The following is a 21,907-nucleotide window of genomic DNA, read 5'->3' on the forward strand; positions in this document are numbered from 1 at the left end:
TCACTTGTTCTGGGCGATCCAGCGGCCCAGTTCCTCACGCTGCTCCGGGGTCATGCCCGTCTCGTTGCCGAGCGGCATGGCATCGGAGAGCACGGACTGGGCCATCACCTGATCAGCATAACGCCGCAGCTCTGCCAGCGTTTCCAGATGAATGCCCTTGGGCGCGTCCGTGAAGCCTCCTTCATGGGTCGGGGTTGCCGCATGACACATGGCGCAATGGCTGCGGATCAGCGTCAGCGCCGTGGCATCGGAAACAGCCTCGCCGCCGGAGAAGTCACGCGGGGCGGTCATCACCAGCGCTGCGGCAAAGCCAAGCGCGGCGATGGGCAGGCTCCACCAGTAACGGTTCAGCGGATCGCCCGCCTCATGCCGGTTGAGGAAATGCCGCACCATGCCGCCCATCAGCAGCACGAGGCCAACGAGGAGCCAGGCCTGCGGATGGCCGGTGAGCATGGGATAGTGGTTCGACACCATCATCAGCAGTACGGGCAGCGTCAGATAGTTGTTGTGCACCGAGCGCTGCTTGCCCATCTGGCCCAGCCTCGGGTCCGGCGCCTCACCGCGCAGCAGGCTGGCGACGATCTTCTTCTGGTTGGGGATGATCAGGCCGAACACATTGACGGCCATGATCGTGCCGATGAATGCGCCCACGTGGATCAGCGCTCCGCGCCCGGAGAACACCTGCGTGAACATGTAGGACGCAGCCATGATCAGCGCGAAGACACACAGCGCCAGCAGCGGCGTGCTGCGGCCGATGGGCGAACGGCAAAGCCCGTCATAGATGAACCAGCCTGCCACAAGGCTCAGAACGGAAATCAGAACCGCCTCTGACGGCAGCATATGAAGCTTATTCACATCAATCAGATAGGACGATGCGTTGAAGTAATACTGCACCACCAGCAGGGCAAATCCGGTCACCCAGGTGAGATAGGCCTCCCACTTGTACCAGATGAGATCCTGCGGCAGGTAGGCCGGGGCAACCGTGAACTTCTCCACGTGATAGAACCCGCCGCCGTGCACCTCCCAGGCCGTGCCGTAGACGCCCTCGCGCATGCCCTCGCGCTTGCGCAGCGAAAGATCGAGGGCGATGAAATAGAAGGACGTGCCGATCCAGCCGATGCCCACCACCAGATGGGCCCAGCGGAAAAGCAGATTCAGCCATTCAGCGGCAAAGGTCATGGTCATGGGCAGGCTCTGGATCGGGATTGTTATTATCTGAAAGACATGCGCAGCCCCGCCGGAAGGCCCGGCCGCGCACGGTCATGGTGCAAGAGCAAACCGGCCCGCAGGTTCCGCACCTGCGGGCCGAAGCTCTTTTTACTGCGGCAGCTTGTCGTCGATGCCCTTGACGTACCAGTTCATGCCGAGGATGGCGCCGTCGTCGAGACGCACGCCGTCAGCAGCGGCTTCCGAACCGTCCTGCTTGGTGATCGGGCCGGTGAAAGGCTCCCAGCCGCCCTTGATCTTCTCTTCGGTTTCCTTCGCCATGGCGACGACATCGTCCGGCAGGTTGGTGTAGGGCGCCATCACCACATGACCTTCCTTGAGGCCGGCCCAAGTCTGCTCGCTCTTCCAGGTGCCGTCGAGGACAGCCTGAACGCGCTCAATGTAATAGGGGGCCCAGTCATCGATGATGGCGGTCAGCTGCGACTTCGGTGCGAAGTTGATCATGTCGGAGGCCTGACCGAAACCAAGCACACCGCGCTCCTCGGCCACCTGCAGCGGTGCGGTGGAATCGGTGTGCTGCGAGATGATGTCCGCGCCCTGATCGATCAGCGCCTTGGCCGCATCGGCTTCCTTAGCCGGATCGAACCAGGAATTGGCCCAGACGATCTTGACCTTGAAGTCCGGGTTGACGGACTGGGCGCCGAGCAGGAAGGCGTTGATGCCGGAGACCACTTCCGGGATCGGGAAGGAGCCGATGTAGCCGGCGGTGCCGGTCTTGGACATCTTGGCCGCGATCTGGCCGATGATGTAGCGGCCTTCGTGGAACTTGGAGTTATAGGTCGCAACGTTTTCGGCCGTCTTGTAGCCGGTCGCGTGCTCGAACTTCACGTTCGGATACTTCTGCGCCACCTTGATGGTCGGGTTCATGTAGCCGAAGGAGGTGGTGAAGATGATGCCGCAGCCTTCACGGGCAAAACGCTCGATGGCGCGCTCGCTGTCCGGGCCTTCCGGCACGTTTTCCAGATAGGCGGTCTCGACCTTGCCGGCAAAATGCTTCTCGACAGCCTGGCGGCCCTGGTCGTGCTGGTAGGTCCAGCCGAAGTCACCCACCGGGCCGATGTAGACGAAGCAGGCCTTGAGATCGGCAGCCTGAGCAGTTGCAAGCGAGCCGGCCAGTGCGGCGGCGGCGACAGTGGCTTTCAGCAGAGTCTTCATTTTGACACTTCCCCTTCGGTTCTCGTTGGGACCGGGTATGCAGCGGGTCCAAAGATGGCGGCCGGGACCGGACCCCATTGAGGTCCCGGCTCGGACCGGATGTCAGCGATCCGGCACGAACGGCTTGCCGAGGCAGGCCGGCGTATTCACGAGCGTCAGGCGCCGGTTGGCGGAAATCAGCACCAGAACGATGATGGTGGCGAGGTAGGGCAGGCTCGACAGAAGCTGCGAGGGAATGCCCATGCCCTTCGCCTGCGCATGGAAGGTCAGCACCGTGACCATGCCGAAAAGATAGGCACCGGCCACGACGCGCCAGGGCAGCCAGGAGGCGAAGACCACCAGCGCCAGCGCGATCCAGCCGCGCCCCGCCGTCATGTTCTCCACCCACTGCGGCGTATAGGCGAGCGACATGTAGGCGCCCGCAAGACCGGCGCAGCCGCCGCCGAACAGCACTGCCAGAAAGCGCACCTTCAGCACCGAATAGCCAAGCGCATGGGCCGAGGCATGGTTGTCGCCCACGGCGCGCAGGATCAGCCCCATGCGTGTGCGGGTCAGCATGTAGGAGACACCGGCCACCAGGGCGAAGGCGAGATAGACAACGGCATCCTGCCCGAACAGCACGGGCCCCAGGAACGGCAGGCCGCTCAGGAGCGGAATCTCGAGCTTCGGCAGCTTGAGGCCCGGAACCCCGATGAAGCTCTCCCCCACAAGACCCGACAATCCGAGGCCGAAGAGCGTAAGCGCCAGCCCGGTGGCCACCTGATTGGTGACAAGGCCCAGCACCAGGGCGCCGAACAGGGCCGACATGGCCATTCCGGCCGCAATGGCCGCGAAAATGCCGAGCGTGCCGGAGCCGGTGAGATTTGCGGCGGCAAAGCCGGTCACCGCGCCCATCACCATCATGCCTTCCACGCCGAGATTGAGAACGCCGGAACGCTCGACGACCAGTTCGCCGATTGCCGCCAGAAGCAGTGGCGTTGCCGCAGTGATGACGGTGAGAAGAATGGCTTCAAACATGGGCGCCCTCCCCGGAATTTTCAGAAAGCACCTTCCGGTGCAGGCGGACGCGGTAGAAGATCAGGGTGTCGCAAGCGAGCACGAAGAACAGCAGCATGCCCTGCACCACGCTGGCAATCTTGTCGGAGATGCCAAGCGACGCCTGCACGCTTTCCCCGCCGATGTAGCTGGACGCCAGAACAACACCAGCCACGACAATCGCCAGAGGATTGAGACGGCCAAGGAAGGCGACGATGATGGCGGTGAAACCGTAGCCCGGCGAGATGGTGGGCAGCAGCTGGTTCAGCGAGCCGGACACCTCCATGATGCCCGCAAGGCCCGCCAACGCCCCGGAAAGCGCAAAGGCGAAGACCGTCATCCGCTTGGCCGAGAACCCTGCGAATGCGCCGGCCCGGGGGCTCTCGCCCAGCACACGGATCTGATAGCCGCGCAGCGAGCGCGACAGCACCACCCACAGGAGAAGCGCAACGCCGAGGGCCACGAAGACGGATACCGACAGACGCCCCATCCCAAGGGACGGCAGCGTGGCGGAAGCCGAGAACAGGGCCGTCTCAGGGAAATTGAACCCCTGCGGATCGCGCCAGGGGCCGCGCACCAGATAGTCCAGCAGCAGATTGGCCACATAGACCAGCATCAGGCTGGTGAGGATTTCGTTGGTGCTGAAGCGGGTCTTCAGGATGGCCGGGATCATGGCATAGGCCGCCCCGCCAAGCGCGCCGCAGAGAAGCATCAAGGGCAGAGTGTAAAAGCCCTGCAGATGCGGGAACATGACAGGCAGGATGGAACCGGCCATCGCCCCAGCCACAAACTGGCCTTCCGCACCAATGTTCCAGTTGTTGGAGAGGTAGCAGACGCTGAGGCCGCAGGCGATCAGCACCAGCGGCGTCGCCTTCACCAGCACCTCCTGCAGGGACCAGGCTTCCGTCAGCGGCTCAATGAAGAACCGGAACAGCGCCTCCAGCGGGTCCGCGCCGGACATAGCAAAAAGGATGCCAGCGCAGATCATGGTCAGCATGACCGCGATCAGCGGGGAAACGGCGGTCATCAGCCCGCTGTGCTCGGTGCGCTTGACGAGTTCGATACGCATCACGCGCCCTCCCCGGACAGACTTGCAGACGAAGGCTTTTCCGCACCGCCCGCCATCAACAGGCCGATCCGCTCCAGCGTCATGGACGAAGCAGGCTCTGCCTGAGACAGGTGCCCGCGCGAAATGACGGCGATGCGGTCGGCGATCTCATAGATTTCATCAAGGTCCTGGCTGATGACCAGAACCGCAGATCCCTTGCGGGCAAGATCCAGCAGGCACTGGCGGATCAGAGCTGCAGCGCCTGCATCCACGCCCCAGGTCGGCTGGTTGACCACCAGAATGCCGGGATTGCGGCTTAGCTCACGGCCAACGACGAATTTCTGCAGATTGCCGCCCGACAGCGATCGCGCCTCCGGATCGTCATGGGACATGCGGATGTCATAGGCCCGCGTGATGTGCTTTTCCATCTCCCCGGCCCGGCCATAGGCGGCAAAGCCGGAGCGGACCAGATCATCGCCGGTGGAATGGCGCGTCAGAATGATGTTGTGCGACAGCCGCATGCCGGGCACTGCACCATGGCCCAGCCGCTCCTCCGGCACGAAGGCCGCCCCGCGCTGGCGGCGGCGGGTGACGCTTTCATTGCCGCAAGGCGTGCCATCGATTTCCACCATTCCCGGCGCGCAGCGCCGCTCACCGCTGATGGCATCGAACAGTTCGCCCTGCCCGTTTCCGGCAACGCCGGCGATTGCCACGACCTCACCGGCGCGCACGTCCAGATTGACGCCCGCCAGCGGCACGGAGAAAGGCGTCAGCGGACTTGTCGCAAGATTGCGCACGGCAAGGCGCACCGGTCCGCTGCCCGTCAGCGCGCCGGAGCTGGTCACATGCGAGACATCGGCACCGACCATCATGCGGGCAATCGAGGCGGGGGTTTCCAGCGCCGGATCGCATTCGCGCACGAAGCGGCCATGGCGCAGAATGGTGGCGTGGTGGCAGATGCGGCGCACCTCGTCCAGCCGGTGGCTGATGTAGAGCACCGCGCAGCCTTCGTCCGCCAGGCGCTTCAGCGTCACGAACAATTCGTCCGCCTCCTGCGGGGTCAGGACGGACGTCGGCTCATCCATGATGATCAGGCGCGGCGCCTGCAGCAGGCAGCGGACAATCTCGATGCGCTGGCGTATGCCGACCGGCAGATCGGCCACCAGCGCATGCGGGTCCAGCGGCAGGCCATATTCGCGGGAGACCTTTTCGATCCGCGCCGCCAGCTCGCGCATGGAGCCGGGTTTCGGCAGCGCCAGCGCGATGTTCTCGACAACGCTCAGGGCCTCGAACAGGGAAAAATGCTGGAACACCATGCCGATGCCCAGCTGGCGGGCGGCGGCGGGGCTGTTGATGCGCACCTTGCGCCCGTCCCATTCGATGGTGCCGGCGTCCGGTTGCAGAGCGCCATAAAGGATCTTCACCAGCGTGGATTTGCCCGCGCCGTTTTCGCCGAGGAGCGCGTGGATTTCACCCTTGTTGATGGTGAGATTGACCGCATTGTTGGCCGCGATGGCGCCGAAATGCTTGCTGATGCCGCGCGCATTCAGCAGCGGCGCACCTTGCGCCCGCCGCACCATGCCCCCAGCGGCCTGCTGCCCATCTGCGGTCTGATCGAGACTGCCCACTCCACACTGCCCCTTCTGCCGTCGGGTTCACCCCGCGTTATTGACCGGCTTCTGCCCCTGCGCAAGAGGCTGATTGTATAGACCTTCCAGCTTTACTGCCTCATTTTTAATCAGGAGCTCAACAGCAACAGAGGCCGCGATGGCCGCCGGCAATTTCGACTTCACCCCACCTGCCCCGATGGGGCACACCAGCCCGCCAACCTGCCGTTCCGCGAGCCCCCGGCGGCGCAGGCGGCTCGTGAACCGCGCGCGCTTGGTCTCGCTTCCGATCACGCCGACATAGGCAAACCGGTCCTGCGCCAGCGCTGCCGCCACAATACCCTCATCCAGCGCATGGGAATGAGTCATGACGAGAATGAAGGCACTGTCCGGCGCATCCTTGAGCAAGTCCGCCGGGCGGCTGACGCTGACGTAGCGCAGATTTCCCGGCATCGCCGGTGGAAAAAAGTCCGGCCGGCTGTCTATCCAGGTGACGTCAAAGGGAAGCGGCGCCAGCGCCAGCACCACCGCACGGCCCACATGCCCGGCCCCGAACAGCCACACGGGCTGAAGCTCCAGCCCGAAACGCTCGGTGAGACTGCCATCCGCCAGCTGGAAATCCGGCCCGGCGGGCAGATCCCCCAGCACCTGCCGCTGCAGGGGCATGCCTTCCTGCGTGAAAGCCGCCCGGACCGCCAGCTGTCCGCCGCGCTCCTCCTGCGCATGCACCAGCGCCCGCACGGGTTCGATATCCTCTGCCGTGAAATGCTCCAGCGCCAGATCGACCCTTCCGCCGCAGCACTGGCCGAGATCCGGCCCCAGCGACACACGGCGGAAGGCAAGCCCCCTTCGGCCTTCGCGCATGCCGGAAAGCGCCCAGCGGATCGCCTCGAACTCCAGCGTTCCGCCGCCGATCGTGCCGGAAATGCTGCCATCCGCGCGCACGGTCATGCGCGCACCCGCCTCACGCGGGGCGGATCCGGCCGATGCTGCGACGGTGACGAGGCAGCAGGCCCCGTCCTTGCGCAGCTCATCCAGAATCCGCCGCCAGAGGATCATCGCGCGCCTCCCGCCTGCCGCATGGCCTGCACCGCCTTGAGGATCGCTTCGGGTGTAGCTGGCGCATCAAGCTGCGGCACTGTGCCCGGACGCAGCGAGGCAACCGCATCAGTAATGGCGCAGAAGACGGAGTTGGCGAGCATCACCGGCGGCTCACCCACCGCCTTGGAGCGGTAGATCGTCTCCTCCGGATTGCCCGGCGAGGCATAGAGCGCGACGTTGAACTCGGCCGGTGTGTCCGATATGGCCGGGATCTTGTAGGTGGAGGGAGCATGGGTGCGCAGGCGCCCCTGCTCGTCCCACACCAGTTCCTCGGTTGTCAGCCAGCCCATGCCCTGAATGAACCCGCCCTCGATCTGGCCAATGTCGATGGCCGGATTGAGCGAGCGGCCCACATCGTGAAGGATATCCACACGGTCCACGGTCATCTCGCCGGTCATGGTGTCGATGGTGACTTCGGATGCCGCAGCACCATAGGCGAAATAGAGGAACGGGCGTCCACTGGCGCTTTCCCGGTCCCAGGTGATCTTGGGGCTGGCATAGAAACCGGCATCGGACATGTGGACGCGGCCCATGTGGGCAAGCTTGGCGAGTTCCGCCAGGCTCATCACGTGGCTTCCGGCACGCACCTGATTGCCGGCGAAAACAACGCTGTCGGGCGCGCAGTGGAAGTGCTCAGACGCAAAGGCAATGAGCCTGTCCTTGATGGCGCGTGCCGCATTGCGTGCAGCCATGGCGTTCAGATCAGTGCCGGAAGAGGCAGCCGTCGGCCCGGTGTTGGGCACCTTGCCGGTGGAGGTGGCGGTGATGATCACCTTGTCGAGGGTGACGCCGAATTCCTCGGCCACCACCTGCGCCACCTTCTGATAAAGCCCCTGCCCCATCTCAGTGCCGCCATGGTTCAGCTGGATCGAACCATCGGTGTAAAGATGCACCAGAGCCCCGGCCTGATTGAGATGCTTCAGCGTGAAAGAGATGCCGAATTTCACCGGCGTCAGCGCCAGCCCCTTGCGCAGCACGTGGTTGCGGGCGTTGAAAGCGCGCACCTCTTCCCGGCGCTGCCAGTAGGCGGAAGTGACCTCCAGCTGCTCCACGATGGTGTGCAGCGTCTGCCACTCCTCCACCACCATGCCATAAGGCGTCTGGTTGCGGGCCCAGTCATAGAAATTGCGCTTGCGCACTTCCAGCGGATCGAGCCCCAGCGTGATGGCGATGGCATCGATCATCCGCTCCGCCGCCAGCATGCCCTGAGGCCCGCCGAAGCCCCGGAAGGCCGTGTTGGAGCAGGTGTCGGTGCGCAGGCGGCGGCTGCGGATCTGGGCGTCGGGATAGAAATAGCTGCTGTCCGCATGGAACATGGTGCGATCCACCACGCCCAGCGACAGATCTGCCGAATAGCCGCAGCGGGCGAAGAAAGTCATGTCCACGGCGCGAATGCGGCCCGTATCATCGTGGCCAACAGCCCAATCGACACGGAAATCATGCCGCTTGCCGGTCATGATCATGTCGTCGTCCCGGTCGAGGCGCAGCTTGCAAGGCCGGCCAGTGACGCGGGCAGCAAGCGCGGCAAGGCAGGCCCACTGGTTTGCCTGCGATTCCTTGCCGCCAAAGCCGCCGCCCATGCGGCGCACATCAACTGTCACCAGCGCATCGGGCACGCCCAGAACCTTGGCCACCACATGCTGAACTTCGGTCGGATGCTGGGTGGAGGAATGAACCTGAACGGCCCGATCCTCGCCCGGAATGGCCATCGCTATCTGGCCTTCGAGGTAGAAATGCTCCTGTCCGCCCACATGGAACGTGCCGGATTGCAGGTGTCCGGCACTCGCCAGCCCTGCTTCCGGAGCACCGCGCCGGAACTGGTAATCCGGCAGAACGGTTACGTCAGCAGCGATTGCATCTTCAACGGAGATGATTGGCGTCTGCGGCCCAACATCAATCTGCGCAAAGCGTGCTGCGCGGCGCGCAGCATCCCGGCTGGTGGCAACGACGGCAAAGGCCACCTGCCCGTAAAAGAGGATTTCCTTGTCCGCCAGAACGGGATCGCCGCCAAAGGAGGCTGAGCAGTCATTGAGACCAGGCACATCGGCAGCGGTCAGCACTGCCACCACACCCGGCGCATTGCGCACAGCCTCAAGATCCATCGCCAGCAGCGGCCCGCGCACCGCATGGCGCGCCCAGCCCGGCACCACATGCAAGGTGCCCTGCGGTTCAGGCATGTCGTCAATATAGACCGCCGTGCCCGTGACATGCCGTTCGGCGCTGTCATGAGGCAGCGACCGATGCACATGGGTCAGCGCCTCTGCGCCTTCCGTAATGGCGGTTTCATGCGGCGCGTTCATGATCGCCTCCTTCCGGCTGAAGGGCGGGCAGACGCAAGGGCTCAGCAGGACCGGCGATTTCCATCAGCGCCTTGGCCAGCAGGGAACGGGCAACTTCCATGCGATAGGCCGCACTCGCACGCATGTCAGTGATCGGCTTGAAATCGTCCTGCAGTGCCCGGATGGCCGCGCCCCAGGTGGCAGGATCATCAATGCGCGCTCCGGCCAGAGCTGCCTCTGCCCCCAATGCCCGGCGCGGTGTGGCCGCCATGCCGCCGAATGCTATCCGCGCAGCGGTGATTTCGCTCTCCACGACCGTCAGATTGAAGGCGGCCATGACGGCGGAAATGTCCTGATCAAACCGCTTCGACACCTTGTAGCACCGGAAATGCTGGTTCGCCCCCGGACGCGGCACGAAGATGCCAGCCACGAATTCGCCCGGCTGCCGGTCCTGCTTGCCGTAGTCGATGAAGAAGCTTTCCAGAGGCAAATCGCGCAGATTGTCGCCCTGCTGCAATTCGATGCTGGCGCCAAGGGCAATCAGCGCCGGTGGCATGTCGCCGATGGGTGAACCATTGGCGATGTTGCCGCCAATGGTGCCCGATGCGCGGACCTGCTTCGACCCAATGCGCCCCAGCAGCACGCCGAGATCCGGCGACAGAGCGCGCAGCGCCGGTTCCGCCGCCGCATAGGTGGCCGCAGCGCCAAGAATGATGCCCTCTTCCGAGGCTTCGACCCGGTCCATGCCAGCCACATGGCCAAGCCAGATGATGCGCGGCAAGGACTTCAGACTTTTGGTGATCCACAGGCCCACATCCGTGGCGCCGGCCACAAGCGTGGCATCGGGAAACTGGCTGTAGAGTGCGGCGAGGCCTTCAACCGTCGCTGGAGCGGCAAAAAAGCTATCGGTAGAACCGATGAACACATCCCGGGAATCCGCGAGCCGCCGCAGCGCTTCGCGGGTTTCGGCAGCACGCCAGGAGAAGGCGTCATCCGCAGCCTCGAAACAGCTCGCCAGTGCTGCATCGATGATCGGCCGGTAGCCGGTGCAGCGGCAGAGGTTCCCCGCCAGCCATTCCGTCACTGCCTTGCGGCTCTTTGCCATGCCTTCCGCGTGATAGAGCGTGAAAAGGCTCATGATGAAGCCCGGCGTGCAGAAGCCGCATTGTGAACCGTGCAGATCGCGCATGGCCACCTGAACCGGATGCAGGCGGCCATCAGAGGACAAATCCTCCACCGTCACCAGCTCCGCACCGTCGATCATGCCCAGAAGCTGGATGCAGGCATTGACAGGCTGATAGGTCAGCCTGCCGCCAATCACCCGGCCAAGCGCCACCGTGCAGGCGCCGCAGTCGCCCTCGCCGCAGCCTTCCTTGGTGCCGGTCGCCCTTTCGGTGAGGCGCAGATAGTCGAGCACCGTATCCATCGGCCCGATATCCGTGAGCTCCACCACTTTTCCTGCCCGCAGGAAGCGGATCGTGTCCCGCATGGCTCAGCTCCCCCTGTAGGTCGAATAGCCGTAGGGCGAGAGCAGCAGCGGCACGTGATAATGCTCGCGCGCATTGGAAATGCCGAAACGGATCGGGATCATGTCGAGGAAGGCAGGCTCCGTCACCGGCGCGCCGCTGGCCTTGAGGTAATCTCCGGCAAAGAACCGCAGCTCATAGATGCCGGGACCGAACTCCGATCCTTCCAGGATAGCCCCATCAACCCGGCCATCGGCGTTGGTTTCCACCCGGCGCAGGCGCGAGGGCTTCGGCTCCACCGCCCAAAGCTCGATCACAAGTCCTGCCGCAGGCTTGCCCAAGGCGGTATCAAGGACATGCGTGGTCAGACGGCCCATTCTGCTCTCCCTCTCGTCCGGCCCCGGGCTGCCGCGCGTCCGCAAGCCCGGGCTGGCTGGCGCCCCGCGCCAGCCGCAATTTCTCAACCCTGAGGTTGCCTTACTTTCCGGGGAAACAATAGAACCGATTAGGGGGCGGAGCGATGCCTAAATGGCATCAATCAACGGCAAGTGCTCTTTGATGGCGAGCATGGCATGATCGTAGAACATGCCCGGCGCCAGCCCCAATGCCCTGAGCGAAGAGGTGACGACTGCCAGCCGGTCCGCCTGAAGCGGCGCATCACCCAAGGGCCGGAAGACCAGAAGCCCGCCAGCGAGATCTGCTTCAAGCCCGATCTTGGTCTGAAAACTGACCACCGCCCCGCGCCGCGTCAGCGCCCGCATGAAGCTGAGGGAATTGGCTTCCACATAGGTGCGGATGTTGCCCGGCAGGCGGGCGAGCGCAGCATCGATGCGGGTGCGCAGCGACAGGCCTTTGGCAGGCAGCGCCAGCGGATAGCGCAGGCAATCGGCCAGTGTCAGATCCCCTGCATGGCTGGCCAGCGGATGATCCGGCGTCATCACGGCACCGATCACCAGTTCATGGGCGAAAGCGGTCGTGAGAGCGGATGTGCGCGGCGGATCGAAGGTAAAGCCGATATCTGCTTCTGCCCGTTCCACCATGCCGGTCGCCTGCAGGGCACTCGTCACCGTCACGGACACGTGGATTCCGGGGTAGGACTTGCGGAAGGAGCCGATAATCTGCGGCAGGATGGAATCGGCCACGCTTTCGACCGTCGCAACCGACACGGTGCCGCGCCGCAGGCCCTTCAGGGCGTCCAGTTCCGCCACCGTGCCTTCAAAATCGGAATATGTGCGCCGCACATGGGCAAGCAGCACCTCGCCTGCAGGCGACAGGCGCAGGCCCCGGCCCAGACGCTCGAACAGGGCAAGGTCCAGCGCTTCTTCGAGCCACAGGATCTGCCGGTTCACCGCAGAGGAAGCAACATTCAGCTGACGCGCTGCAGCGCGGATCGATCCGGCTGCGGCGACAGCCGCAAAGTAGCGCATGGCGGGCGCATAGAGACTGCGCGACCGGTCAGGTTCGGCTGGCTTGCGCCCGGTTTCCATGCCCGCTCACCTCTTCAGCCCGAAATGCCGCCAGCCTTATTCGGGCAGCATCACCGATGTGCCGGTGGTCCTGCGCTCCTCCAGATCCCGGTGCGCGGTGGCAGCATCGGACAGCTTGTAGCGCTGGTTGATCTGGATCGAGACGACACCCTGCTCCACCACGTCAAACAGCTCACCCGCCGTTTCCTCAAGGTCGGAGCGGGCGGCAATGTGATTGAACAGCGTCTGGCGGGTGGCAAACAGCGAGCCTTTCTGCGCCAGCATGCCGATGTTGAAATCAGTAATCGGGCCGGAGGATTGGCCGAAGGAAGCAAAGAGGCCCATGAATTTCAAGCAATCGAGCGAACCGGGGAAGGTGTCGCGGCCGACGGAATCATAGACCACATCGCAGCCCTTGCCGCCGGTGATCTCCTTCACCCGCTCGACGAAGTTCTCCGTCCGGTAGTTGATGACATGGGTGTAGCCATTGGCCCTGGCGAGTTCCGCCTTTTCGTCCGAGCCGACGGTGCCGATCACCGTTGCGCCCAGATGTGCGGCCCATTGACCGGCAATGAGGCCCACACCACCGGCAGCGGCATGAAAGAGGATGGTTGAGCCAGGGCCAACCTTGAAGGTGCGGCGCAGCAGGTAGCGCGCCGTCATGCCCTTCAGCATCATGGAAGCGGCAACGTCGCTGGCAATCGTCTCCGGCAGCTTCACCAGGCGGTCAGCCGGGACAAGGCGCTCCTGCGCATAGGAGCCGAGCGGGCCGACATAGGCAACCCGGTCGCCCGGCGCCACGTGGGACACGCCGTCGCCCACCTCGGTTACCACGCCCGCGCCCTCGTTGCCGGGAATGAAAGGCAGGCCGTTCGGCGCCGGATAGAGCCCCGTGCGGTAATAGACATCGATGAAGTTCAGCCCCACGGCCTCATGGCGCACCCGCGCCTCACCCGGCCCCGGCTTGCCCGGCTCGAAGGCCTCCCAGGTCAGAACCTCGGGACCACCGGTCTGATGAATGCGGATGGCATGAACCATGATGTCTCCTCCAGATCATTTGCGCCGTTGCGGCAAAATCAGCTCATGTCTGCGGGCAGCACAAGGCTGATCCCGCACACGGCATTGTCGCGCGCAGGATAAAGGCAATACCGCTCAATGGGAAAGCTGCTTTCTGACGTGAAAGCGGCCCGTGCTGCCTTCCGGTCAGGCGTAGCGTTCCAGCGCCTGATGCACGGCCGAAACCGTCAGCAGGTAAAGGCTGGAGATGCCAAAGACCCAGGCCATCGGCTCGCTTAGGGTCATTTCGTTCCACAGGCCGATGCCGGCCGCAGCAAGCCAGACAGCGGTCATCACCAGCGTCAGCGGACGCCAGCGCTTGACGCGCACCGGATGGACGAAGCGCACCGGCATGAAGGTGAAGAGGCAGCAGGCCAGAACAACGGCAATGGTAAAGCCCTGCGAGGGCGACAGAAGCATCAGGCCGAAGACGACCATGTTCCAGCAGGCCGGGAAGCCCTTGAACGCCTTGTCATGGGTCTTCATGCCGTTGTCGGCGAAATAAAGCGCACCGGTGAAGACGACGAGGCCACCGCAGATCCAGTTCCACGGGCGGTCCAGCATGGGACCGGCGGCCAGGGCGAAGGCGGGCAGGAAGACGTAAGTGGCGTAGTCGATGACGAAATCCAGCGAGGCGCCGGACCAGCGCGGCAGCCGTTCGGCGATGTTGTATTTGCGCGCCAGGGGGCCGTCGATGCCATCCACCACCAGCGCAAGGCCGAGCCAGACGAACATTTCCTGCCAGTTGCCGCGTGCGCCAGCCAGGAGCGCAGCAAGAGCAATCGGCGCGCCGGAGGCTGTCAGCACATGAATAAGGAACAGCGCCGGCACATGGGACCGCTTTTCAGGGGTAATGTCAGTCACGGCGTTCACTTTCCCTTCGCCCGGCCTGCCTTGCGGCAATCCGGATGCCGGTGCCTTCAACGGCACATCTGTCCACGCTTTCACGCTTCTTGCGCGCGGCAGGCAACAACCTGCCAAACCGGTTCTCTGAACCGGATGCTGGCACGCCCCTGCCCGCATCCGTGACTAAACACGCGACCTGGGCATTGGTTCCCACCACGCCCGGCTCACACCTGCGCAAGCAAGATCAATGCACCTGTTTGGGCAATATTTCAATATCATGACAGGCAGCAATGCGGGATTTTCCGGAAAACCGGCGGATTTCTGCGAATTTCAGCTCAAATTTTCCCGCTGAGAACCAGCGTCGCCCCCATCAGGGACAGCCCCCAGAGCAGCAGGAAAACGCCGGTGGCCTTGTAGAACCAGCGGCTCGGCAGGTTCTTTTCCAATGCCATCACCGCCCCGAGCAGCCCAACCCAGATGATGTTCATGATGCCGACCGCAAACATCACGGTCATCAGCGCCCAGCAGCAGCCAAGGCACGCCAATCCCTGAACGAGGCCTTCCCGGTAGAAAGAAACGGCAGATCCACCGGTGGCCGGGCTTGACCAGCGCGGATACCAGCAGCGCAGCAGGCAGGCCTGTTTGGCCGGGGTGAACTGGTACAGCCCGGCGGCGATGAGCGTCGTCGCCGAGAACACCAGCGACACCGGGGCCATCATGGACGACAGCAGGCCATAGCCGGTCAGCAGCCATTGAACCAGCGTCGCGGCAAGCGCATAGGCCGTCCAGATGGTGAGATAACCGAGCGCCAGCAGGCTGACCGTCGCCGTGGCAGAAGGACCGGAGACGGCATGAGCTCGGCGTTTCGCATGGGCCAGAAACACCGGCATTGCCGATGGCAGCATCATGGCCAGCGTCATCATCATCCACATGAGGAAGACAAGCGCCGCTCCGCCCGCCCCCCAGTGCTCGGAGGGCATGCCGAATGTGGTGGCGCCAGCAGGAAGGCACAGCACGGCAAGTGCAGCGCGGACATCCTTCGGCAATCCGTCGAAAATATTGAAGGCGTTGAAGAGCCCCATGCCCGGCCCGGCTTCGCTCATGTCCATGACCGGAACCATGGAGGCCAGCACGGCAGCAAGATACAGCCATCCGGCCACCGCCAGCAGACTGCACAGGAGGATGACGAGATGGCGTCCGCCGGATGCATCGCTGCCCCCGGTCTTTTCCCCAGCTTCCCTAGCCTTGACGTTCTCAGGCATTGGCGCACTGCTGCTCATCTTGTCCGCTCCTGCCGTCCACCGGTCAAGTGTTCCGGCCCCTGCAGCGAAAGCACTTGCCTGTCAGTGCCATACCCCTTACCCCGGCGCGGGGCGCGACGCTTTGCGCAAGGTCAAGGCCTTGCATTTCGCTCATGGGGCACCATCCTGTCCTCAACAGGTCAAAAGATCAGGCCACAGATCGGGCAAGAGACATGAACACAGCTTCCGCAGCAGGCACGATGGACAAGGCAGAGGGCCAGAACCGCACCACGGATTTTGACGCTGCCGTCATTGGTGCGGGCCCGTCCGGCATGACCGCTGCGCTGCTGCTCGCCCGCAGGGGCTTGCGCACCGTTCTCGTCGCGCCGGAGGTGAACACCAAAGACGCCCGCACCACAGCTCTGTTGCAGGCCTCTGTTGCCCTGCTGGACGAAATCGGCGTCTGGGACAAGCTCGCGGGCCGGTCTGCACCTCTGGCCCATATGCGCCTCATCGACGACACCCGCCGCCTGATCCGCGCGCCCGAAACCACCTTCGATGCCTCGGAGCTCGGACTGGAGGCCTTCGGCTACAATGTGCTGAACCGGGAGCTGAACGCGGAGCTGGAAGCTGCAATCAACGCGGCTGGCGGCCTCACATGGATCAGGACCCGCCTTGCGAAGCTGGAGCCTGCCGAAACAGACGTGCGCCTGACGCTCGAAGACGGCACCACGCTGACGGCTGCCCTTGCCGTGGGCGCCGACGGCCGCAAATCCATGGTGCGGCAGGCTGCCGGGATTGATATCCGCGAATGGTCCTATCCGCAAATGGCGCTGGTGATGAACCTGGAGCATGACCGGCCGCATGGCTCGGTCTCCACCGAATTCCATACCCCCACAGGCCCCTTCACGCTGGTGCCGCTGCCGGGGCGCATGTCGTCGCTCGTCTGCGTCGTCACGCCGGAAACGGCCACCCATCTCAAGGCCTATGAAGATGGCGCGCTGGCGGTGGAGCTGGAACGGCGCGCCCATTCGGTGCTCGGCGCCTTTCGCATTGCCAGCCCGCGTCAGGTCTATCCGCTCAGCGGCATGATCGCCAGGAAAGCCGCCGCCAACCGCTGCGCCCTCATCGGCGAGGCGGCGCATGTGTTCCCGCCCATCGGTGCGCAGGGGCTCAATCTGGGCCTGCGCGATGTGGCCGATCTCGCCCGGATCGCAGGCGAGGCGAAGGCCCGCGGCGAGGATGTGGGCAGCGCTCTGACGCTCGCCCGCTATGACAGCGCCCGCAAGCCGGACATCACCAGCCGCACCACGGCGGTGGATCTCCTCAACCGCTCGCTGCTGACGGATATGCTCCCCGTCCAGGCCCTGCGCTCCCTCGGCCTCTACGCCGCCGGCCGCTTCCCGCCCTTGCGCAAATTCCTGATGCGCGAGGGGATTACGCCAAAGGCAACCCGGCTGCTGCCGTTCTGACGGGAGCGCCCCTCCCCACCTCCGTCAAGCCGTGGCATGACGGAGGGTGGGTTGAGCGCTCTGCTCTACTCACCCCAAGCCTTGCCCCAGGCATCAGGCCCCCTGCCTCCATCGTACGGTCGCCCCGCCGCTCTGCCTCCCCGGCGTACTGTCTTCTCCCCGCTGCGCTGTCTCCCCGCACGGCATGCCCTCCCCGCTTTCGTCATGCCACGGCTTGACCGTGGCATCCATTCCCCGAGCTCGCCGCACGGGGACAAAACACGAATGATTTGCTGGGTGGAGAGGCAACGGCATGGGTGCCACGGCCGAGCCGTGGCATGACGGAGCGGGTGGCGTGGCTCGTTCGTCACCTTCAACGGCCATGGCGTCTAGCCGTTTGAGCACCCAATCCATATCCCCGAATACAAATCAGGCCCACGGTTTCCCGGAGGCCTGAGAAGGTCTTGCGGTGCGGTCCGGGTCAGGCCGTGAAGGGCCGGGTGCCGGAGGCGTCCTTGATTTCGGTCGGCAGGCCGATGCGGTTGAGGATGGCGAGGAAGGGCTTGGGGTCAAGCTCCTCGACATTCTTCAGCGCGCCAACGTCCCAGGTGCCGTCGGCGATCAGCATGGCGGCAGCGACCGGCGGCACGCCGGCGGTGTAGCTGATGCCCTGCGAACCGACTTCGTTGTAGGCTTCCTTGTGGTCGGCCACGTTGAAGACGAGCACTTCGGCCGGCTTGCCGTCCTTCTTGCCCTTCACCAGCGTGCCGATGCAGGTCTTGCCGGTGTAGTCGGGCGCGAGCGAGGACGGGTCCGGCAGCACGGCCTTGACCACCTTCAGCGGCACGACTTCCACGCCTTCCGCCGTCTTGACCGGCTGTTCGGACAGGAGGCCGAGGTTCTTCAGCACGGTGAAGACGTTGATGTAATGGTCGGAGAACCCCATCCAGAAGCGCACGTCCGCCTGCGGATAGTTGGCCGAGAGCGAGTGCACCTCGTCATGGCCGGTCATGTAGGTCTGCTGCTCGCCGACGACCGGCATGTCCCAGACCTTGCCGACCTCGAACATCTTGTTCGACTGCCAGGCGCCCTGCTGCCAGGAATAGACCGTGCCGGTGAACTCGCGGAAATTGATCTCCGGATCGAAGTTCGTGGAGAACCAGCGGCCATGCGAACCGGCGTTGATGTCGATGATATCGATCGACTCGGGCTCGGTCACATATTCGTCGATGGCAAGGCGCGCATAGGCGTTGACGACGCCCGGGTCGAAGCCGACGCCCAGAATGGCGGTGACGCCCTTCTCAGCGCAGCGCTCGCGGCGCTGCCACTCGTAATTGCCGTACCAGGGCGGCGTCTCGCAGATCTTCTTCGGGTCTTCGTGGATGGCCGTGTCCATGTAGGCCGCACCGGTCTCGATGCAGGCTTCCAGCACGGTCATGTTGACGAAGGCAGAACCGACGTTGATGACAATCTGCACGCCGGTCTTGCGGATCAGGTCCGCAACGGCGGCAGTGTCCATCGCATTGAGGGCATGGGCTTGAAGAACACCCTCGACCTTCAGGCTGCCTTTTTCGCGGACGCTGTCCAGAATCCGCTCACACTTCGCAACGGTGCGCGAAGCAATATGAATGTCGCCGAGCAGGTCGTTGTTCTGCGCACATTTATGCGCGACAACCTGCGCTACGCCACCGGCGCCGATGATGAGTACGTTGCGCTTCATTTCGCCCATAGTCCTCCTTGGGTCTCTAAGGGTTGCACAGCCTCAAGCTGAGGCTGAAATCACGACAGGGCCGCCGTGAAATCGTCATAGGTGAAGTCGCGGGCAAGGCGCACGGAGCCATCCAGTTCCTTCACCGCAATCGCCGGCATCTTCACGCCATTGAACCAGTTCTTCTTGACCATCGTGTAGCCCGCTGCATCCTGAATGGAGAGCCGGTCACCGGCAGCCAGCGGCTTTTCAAAGCGGAACTCGCCGAAAATATCACCCGCAAGGCAGGACTTGCCGCAGACCATCCACTCGTGATCACCCGCATTGGGCTCAACCTTGGCGCTCTGCCGGTAGATCAGCAGATCCAGCATGTGTGCCTCGATGGAGCTGTCGACGATGGCAAGGTTCTTGCCGTTGTGCAGCGTGTCCAGCACGGTCACTTCCAGCGTGGCGGACTTTGTGATCGCCGCCTCGCCGGGCTCCAGATAGACCTGCACTTCGTTTTCGCCCGCAAAGCGCTTCAGCCGCTCGGCAAACTTCTCCAGCGGATAGCCCTCGCCGGTGAAATGAATGCCGCCGCCGAGGCTGATCCATTCCATCTGGCGGATGAGGAAGCCGAAACGCTGCTCGATATGGCCGAGCATGCCGTCGAACCGGTCAAAATTCGCGTTCTCACAGTTGTTGTGGAACATGAAGCCGGTGATCTTGTCCGCGACCTTTGCGATCGTCTCCGGGTCATGCTCGCCAAGGCGCGAGAACGGGCGCGCCGGATCAGCCAGATCAAAGTCCGAGGTGGATACACCCGGATTGACGCGCAGGCCGCGCACATGGTTTGCCGACTGGCTCTCGAAACGCTCCAGCTGGCCGATGGTGTTGAAGATGATCTTGTCGGACGAGGCAATCACCTCGTCGATCTCATCCGGCGCATAGGCCACAGAATAGGCGTGCGTCTCGCCGGGGAATTTCTCCCGGCCGAGCTTCACCTCATAGAGCGACGACGAGGTGGTGCCGTCCATGTAGTGGGACATGAAGTCGAACACGGACCAGGACGCAAAGCACTTGAGCGCAAGCAGCGACTTTGCGCCGGAGGCTTCACGCAGCCATGCGATCTTCTCCATGTTCGGCAGAAGCTTCGACTTGTCGATCAGATAATAGGGGGTGGAAATCATCTCGTGCCCTTTGCGGATCCGGTCCTGAGGACAGGGACAAAACCTGTTGCGGGGGGGCTGTACCCCCTTTGGCCGCAACACTCAATGAAAATCGGTACGCGGGGATGAATTAGACGTCTTTTCCGTGCCAAAGGGCAAATAGGAAAAGCCCCGCTGCAAGGCCTCACGCGGGACGCCCCTGTAAAAAACAGAAAGCCATGGGCGCTGTAACGCAAGAAAAATTCAAAACTGATTTTCAACACATGCCGGAGCGTGCCGCTGCTGCAAGAGGTGGCACAGCAAAACGAAAGAGACGGTAGAGGTTACGAAAGCACGCTGAATGTTTTTCTTGAGCCGGCCAATCAAGCAGCCGCGAACCTTCCGGCAGAGGAAGATGACAATGCGCCGGGAATGCAGGCAGCCTCAGGCCTTGCGCTCCCAGCCGCCGCCATCGCGCTGCTGCCAGTAGGTGACCTCAGCCCCCTGCCCCTTGAACAGCTTCCAGTGCTGACGGGCCTCGGCCAGAGCTTCCTGATCATTGCCATCGAACATGACGACGACACGGCCATAGCCCTCGATGGGGGGCGGCGCGGCCCGGTCCACCAGAAAACGCACCTCAGCCCCATTGGGATTGTCCGGACCTGTGGTCAGGAACACCGGCTGATGCTCGGGGAAGCCGTCGGCGATGGTACCGTGCGGCAGAAACTCATGATCGGAGAAGCTCCACAGATGCGCATCCAATGCGGCGCAGCGCTCATCCGAGCCGCATTGCACCACGGCCTTCCAGTCCCGCTCCAGGCATTTCATCAACAGGCCCGGCAGCACGTCTTCCAGCGGCTGGCGGGTCAGATGGTAGAACAGGACTTCCGTGCTCACTGATGATTCCTCATGTGTTTCCCGGAGTTCATCCGGGTGGCAGGGTGCCATGCCTTCGCCCCGATTGCATCCGGCACCGCGCCCTTTGTCACGGCATCGCCACAATGGTGATGCTGCCGCGCAACATTCCGGGGCAATCCGGCAGAGTGTGACGTAACCCGATAGACAAGGCACCCGGCATCTAGCATTAACCGCTCGCAAATGCGCGGCTGGTACGGTGAATAAACCGGAAAACATTCAGATCGATTCTGAATGAACCGGCGCAGAAGTTTCAGGGCCGTTTGCGGCCGTTTCCCCGGGGGTTTTCATGCTTGTTCGCGTTGCGTTGTTCTTCACAGTGGTCATGGGTCTGGCCGGGGCAACAGCAGCACTTGGGCTGGTGGTGACGGAAAACACCACGCAGTGCCAGTCCTACAAGGCCTGCTGAGCACCTGTCCCGGCTTCGCGGAGCTTCCGCATCCTGTGAAGAAGTGGTCTGAAAACCCGCTGGAAAACCGGCGGGTTTTTTGTTGAAAACCTGTGGATAAAATGCGCCGCGCTTGACCTGCAGCGCCTCACTCGCCGCTCTTGCGGCGCATCGCAGCTGCAAGCTCATCCTGTCCGTGTGCGGCAAGTTCCTGCGCGACGGCGCGGCGGTTTGCCTCGGGATGGTTCTGGTTCAGCTTGGACTTTGCCTCGATCCGCACGACAGAAATCTCCAGCGCAACGATCTTGCTGATCATGTCCTCAAGATAGTCGGCCGGGGCATCGCCCATCTTCCAGGCGCCTTCCCCGTTCAGCGCCTTTTCGCGGCGGCTGGTCAGCAGGCTGACGGCCCGGCGTTTCGCGGCGGGCTCCCGCAGCCAGCGGATATGGCCATGGACATGCACCACCTGATAGTTCCAGGTCGGCACCACCCGGTGCGTCTCGGCTTTGCCCGGATACCAATTGGGGCTGACGTAGGCGTCCCCGCCCTGGAAAATGGCCAGCACCGGCGCACCGTCCGGCACCTCTTCGTGCATGGCATTTGCCAGCGCCACATGGCCGGTGAGCCTGTCACCGGACCGCAAGAGCGGCAGATGATTGGCACAAAGCCCGCCCGGCGCATCAGCCACCACCGCCGCCAGCGGAAATGCGCTGATCAGGCGCTCGACTTCATCGGGATCGGCTTCGGCAAAATGCGCGGGCGTATACATCGCCTCCCCCGGCAGAAGTTAA

The 21,907-nt window shown here is 63.6% G+C and carries 18 protein-coding genes; 1 reads left to right on the forward strand and 17 read right to left on the reverse strand.

Annotation, left to right across the window (positions count from 1 at the left end; all coding sequences use genetic code 11):
* The 13 genes from H163_RS0116320 to H163_RS0116380 form a co-directional block, all read right to left on the reverse strand.
* Positions 1-1,185, reverse strand: coding sequence for a urate hydroxylase PuuD (locus tag H163_RS0116320; RefSeq protein WP_019965680.1), 1,185 nt, complete (start codon positions 1,183-1,185; stop codon positions 1-3).
* A gap of 132 nt (positions 1,186-1,317) precedes the next feature.
* Positions 1,318-2,382 (reverse strand): BMP family ABC transporter substrate-binding protein, encoded by a 1,065-nt coding sequence (locus tag H163_RS0116325; protein ID WP_019965681.1) that lies wholly within the window; start codon positions 2,380-2,382, stop codon positions 1,318-1,320.
* Positions 2,383-2,484: 102 nt separating this feature from the next.
* On the reverse strand, positions 2,485-3,399 hold the full coding sequence (locus tag H163_RS0116330; RefSeq protein ID WP_019965682.1) for an ABC transporter permease: 915 nt from the start codon (positions 3,397-3,399) through the stop codon (positions 2,485-2,487).
* Positions 3,392-4,486, reverse strand: a complete 1,095-nt coding sequence (locus H163_RS0116335) for an ABC transporter permease (protein ID WP_019965683.1) — start codon at positions 4,484-4,486, stop codon at positions 3,392-3,394. The genes H163_RS0116330 and H163_RS0116335 overlap by 8 nt, the downstream gene beginning before the upstream one ends.
* Positions 4,486-6,045 (reverse strand): ABC transporter ATP-binding protein, encoded by a 1,560-nt coding sequence (locus tag H163_RS0116340; RefSeq protein WP_026355949.1) that lies wholly within the window; start codon positions 6,043-6,045, stop codon positions 4,486-4,488. Before H163_RS0116340 ends, H163_RS0116335 begins: the two co-directional genes overlap by 1 nt.
* Positions 6,046-6,120: 75 nt before the next feature.
* A complete protein-coding gene (gene xdhC, locus H163_RS0116345; protein WP_019965685.1) occupies positions 6,121-7,131 on the reverse strand; it encodes a xanthine dehydrogenase accessory protein XdhC in 1,011 nt (336 codons plus the stop codon).
* Positions 7,128-9,473 (reverse strand): xanthine dehydrogenase molybdopterin binding subunit, encoded by a 2,346-nt coding sequence (gene xdhB, locus H163_RS0116350; RefSeq protein WP_019965686.1) that lies wholly within the window; start codon positions 9,471-9,473, stop codon positions 7,128-7,130. The genes xdhC and xdhB overlap by 4 nt, the downstream gene beginning before the upstream one ends.
* Positions 9,457-10,941: a xanthine dehydrogenase small subunit gene (gene xdhA / locus H163_RS0116355; protein WP_019965687.1), complete on the reverse strand. Its 1,485-nt coding sequence runs from the start codon at positions 10,939-10,941 to the stop codon at positions 9,457-9,459. Before xdhA ends, xdhB begins: the two co-directional genes overlap by 17 nt.
* 3 nt (positions 10,942-10,944) lie before the next feature.
* Positions 10,945-11,295: a hydroxyisourate hydrolase gene (gene uraH, locus H163_RS0116360; RefSeq protein ID WP_019965688.1), complete on the reverse strand. Its 351-nt coding sequence runs from the start codon at positions 11,293-11,295 to the stop codon at positions 10,945-10,947.
* 147 nt (positions 11,296-11,442) lie between these two features.
* Positions 11,443-12,405 (reverse strand): LysR substrate-binding domain-containing protein, encoded by a 963-nt coding sequence (locus tag H163_RS0116365; protein WP_019965689.1) that lies wholly within the window; start codon positions 12,403-12,405, stop codon positions 11,443-11,445.
* 36 nt (positions 12,406-12,441) lie between these two features.
* Complete coding sequence (locus tag H163_RS0116370; RefSeq protein ID WP_019965690.1) at positions 12,442-13,422, reverse strand: quinone oxidoreductase family protein; 981 nt, start codon at positions 13,420-13,422, stop codon at positions 12,442-12,444.
* A 165-nt stretch (positions 13,423-13,587) separates the two neighbouring features.
* Positions 13,588-14,304, reverse strand: coding sequence for a CDP-alcohol phosphatidyltransferase family protein (locus H163_RS0116375; protein ID WP_026355950.1), 717 nt, complete (start codon positions 14,302-14,304; stop codon positions 13,588-13,590).
* 317 nt (positions 14,305-14,621) lie between these two features.
* A complete protein-coding gene (locus H163_RS0116380) occupies positions 14,622-15,566 on the reverse strand; it encodes a DUF2182 domain-containing protein (RefSeq protein ID WP_019965692.1) in 945 nt (314 codons plus the stop codon).
* Positions 15,567-15,760: 194 nt separating this feature from the next.
* Between H163_RS0116380 and H163_RS0116385 the strand changes: the two genes are divergently transcribed.
* Positions 15,761-16,999 (forward strand): UbiH/UbiF family hydroxylase, encoded by a 1,239-nt coding sequence (locus H163_RS0116385; RefSeq protein ID WP_019965693.1) that lies wholly within the window; start codon positions 15,761-15,763, stop codon positions 16,997-16,999.
* Between the two features lie 460 nt (positions 17,000-17,459).
* Here the strand turns inward: H163_RS0116385 and H163_RS0116390 are convergent, their stop codons facing one another.
* The 4 genes from H163_RS0116390 to H163_RS0116410 form a co-directional block, all read right to left on the reverse strand.
* The gene (locus tag H163_RS0116390) at positions 17,460-18,698 is read right to left on the reverse strand and encodes a saccharopine dehydrogenase family protein (protein WP_026355951.1); all 1,239 of its coding nucleotides are present in this window, start codon (positions 18,696-18,698) and stop codon (positions 17,460-17,462) included.
* A gap of 59 nt (positions 18,699-18,757) precedes the next feature.
* The gene (locus H163_RS0116395) at positions 18,758-19,855 is read right to left on the reverse strand and encodes a carboxynorspermidine decarboxylase (RefSeq protein ID WP_019965695.1); all 1,098 of its coding nucleotides are present in this window, start codon (positions 19,853-19,855) and stop codon (positions 18,758-18,760) included.
* 402 nt (positions 19,856-20,257) lie between these two features.
* A complete protein-coding gene (locus H163_RS0116400; RefSeq protein ID WP_019965696.1) occupies positions 20,258-20,710 on the reverse strand; it encodes a DNA polymerase III subunit chi in 453 nt (150 codons plus the stop codon).
* A 554-nt stretch (positions 20,711-21,264) separates the two neighbouring features.
* Positions 21,265-21,885, reverse strand: a complete 621-nt coding sequence (locus tag H163_RS0116410) for an FMN-binding negative transcriptional regulator (protein WP_019965698.1) — start codon at positions 21,883-21,885, stop codon at positions 21,265-21,267.
* Positions 21,886-21,907: the final 22 nt, after the last annotated feature.

Source organism: Pannonibacter phragmitetus DSM 14782 (genome assembly GCF_000382365.1).
In the GTDB taxonomy this organism is placed as follows: domain Bacteria; phylum Pseudomonadota; class Alphaproteobacteria; order Rhizobiales; family Stappiaceae; genus Pannonibacter; species Pannonibacter phragmitetus.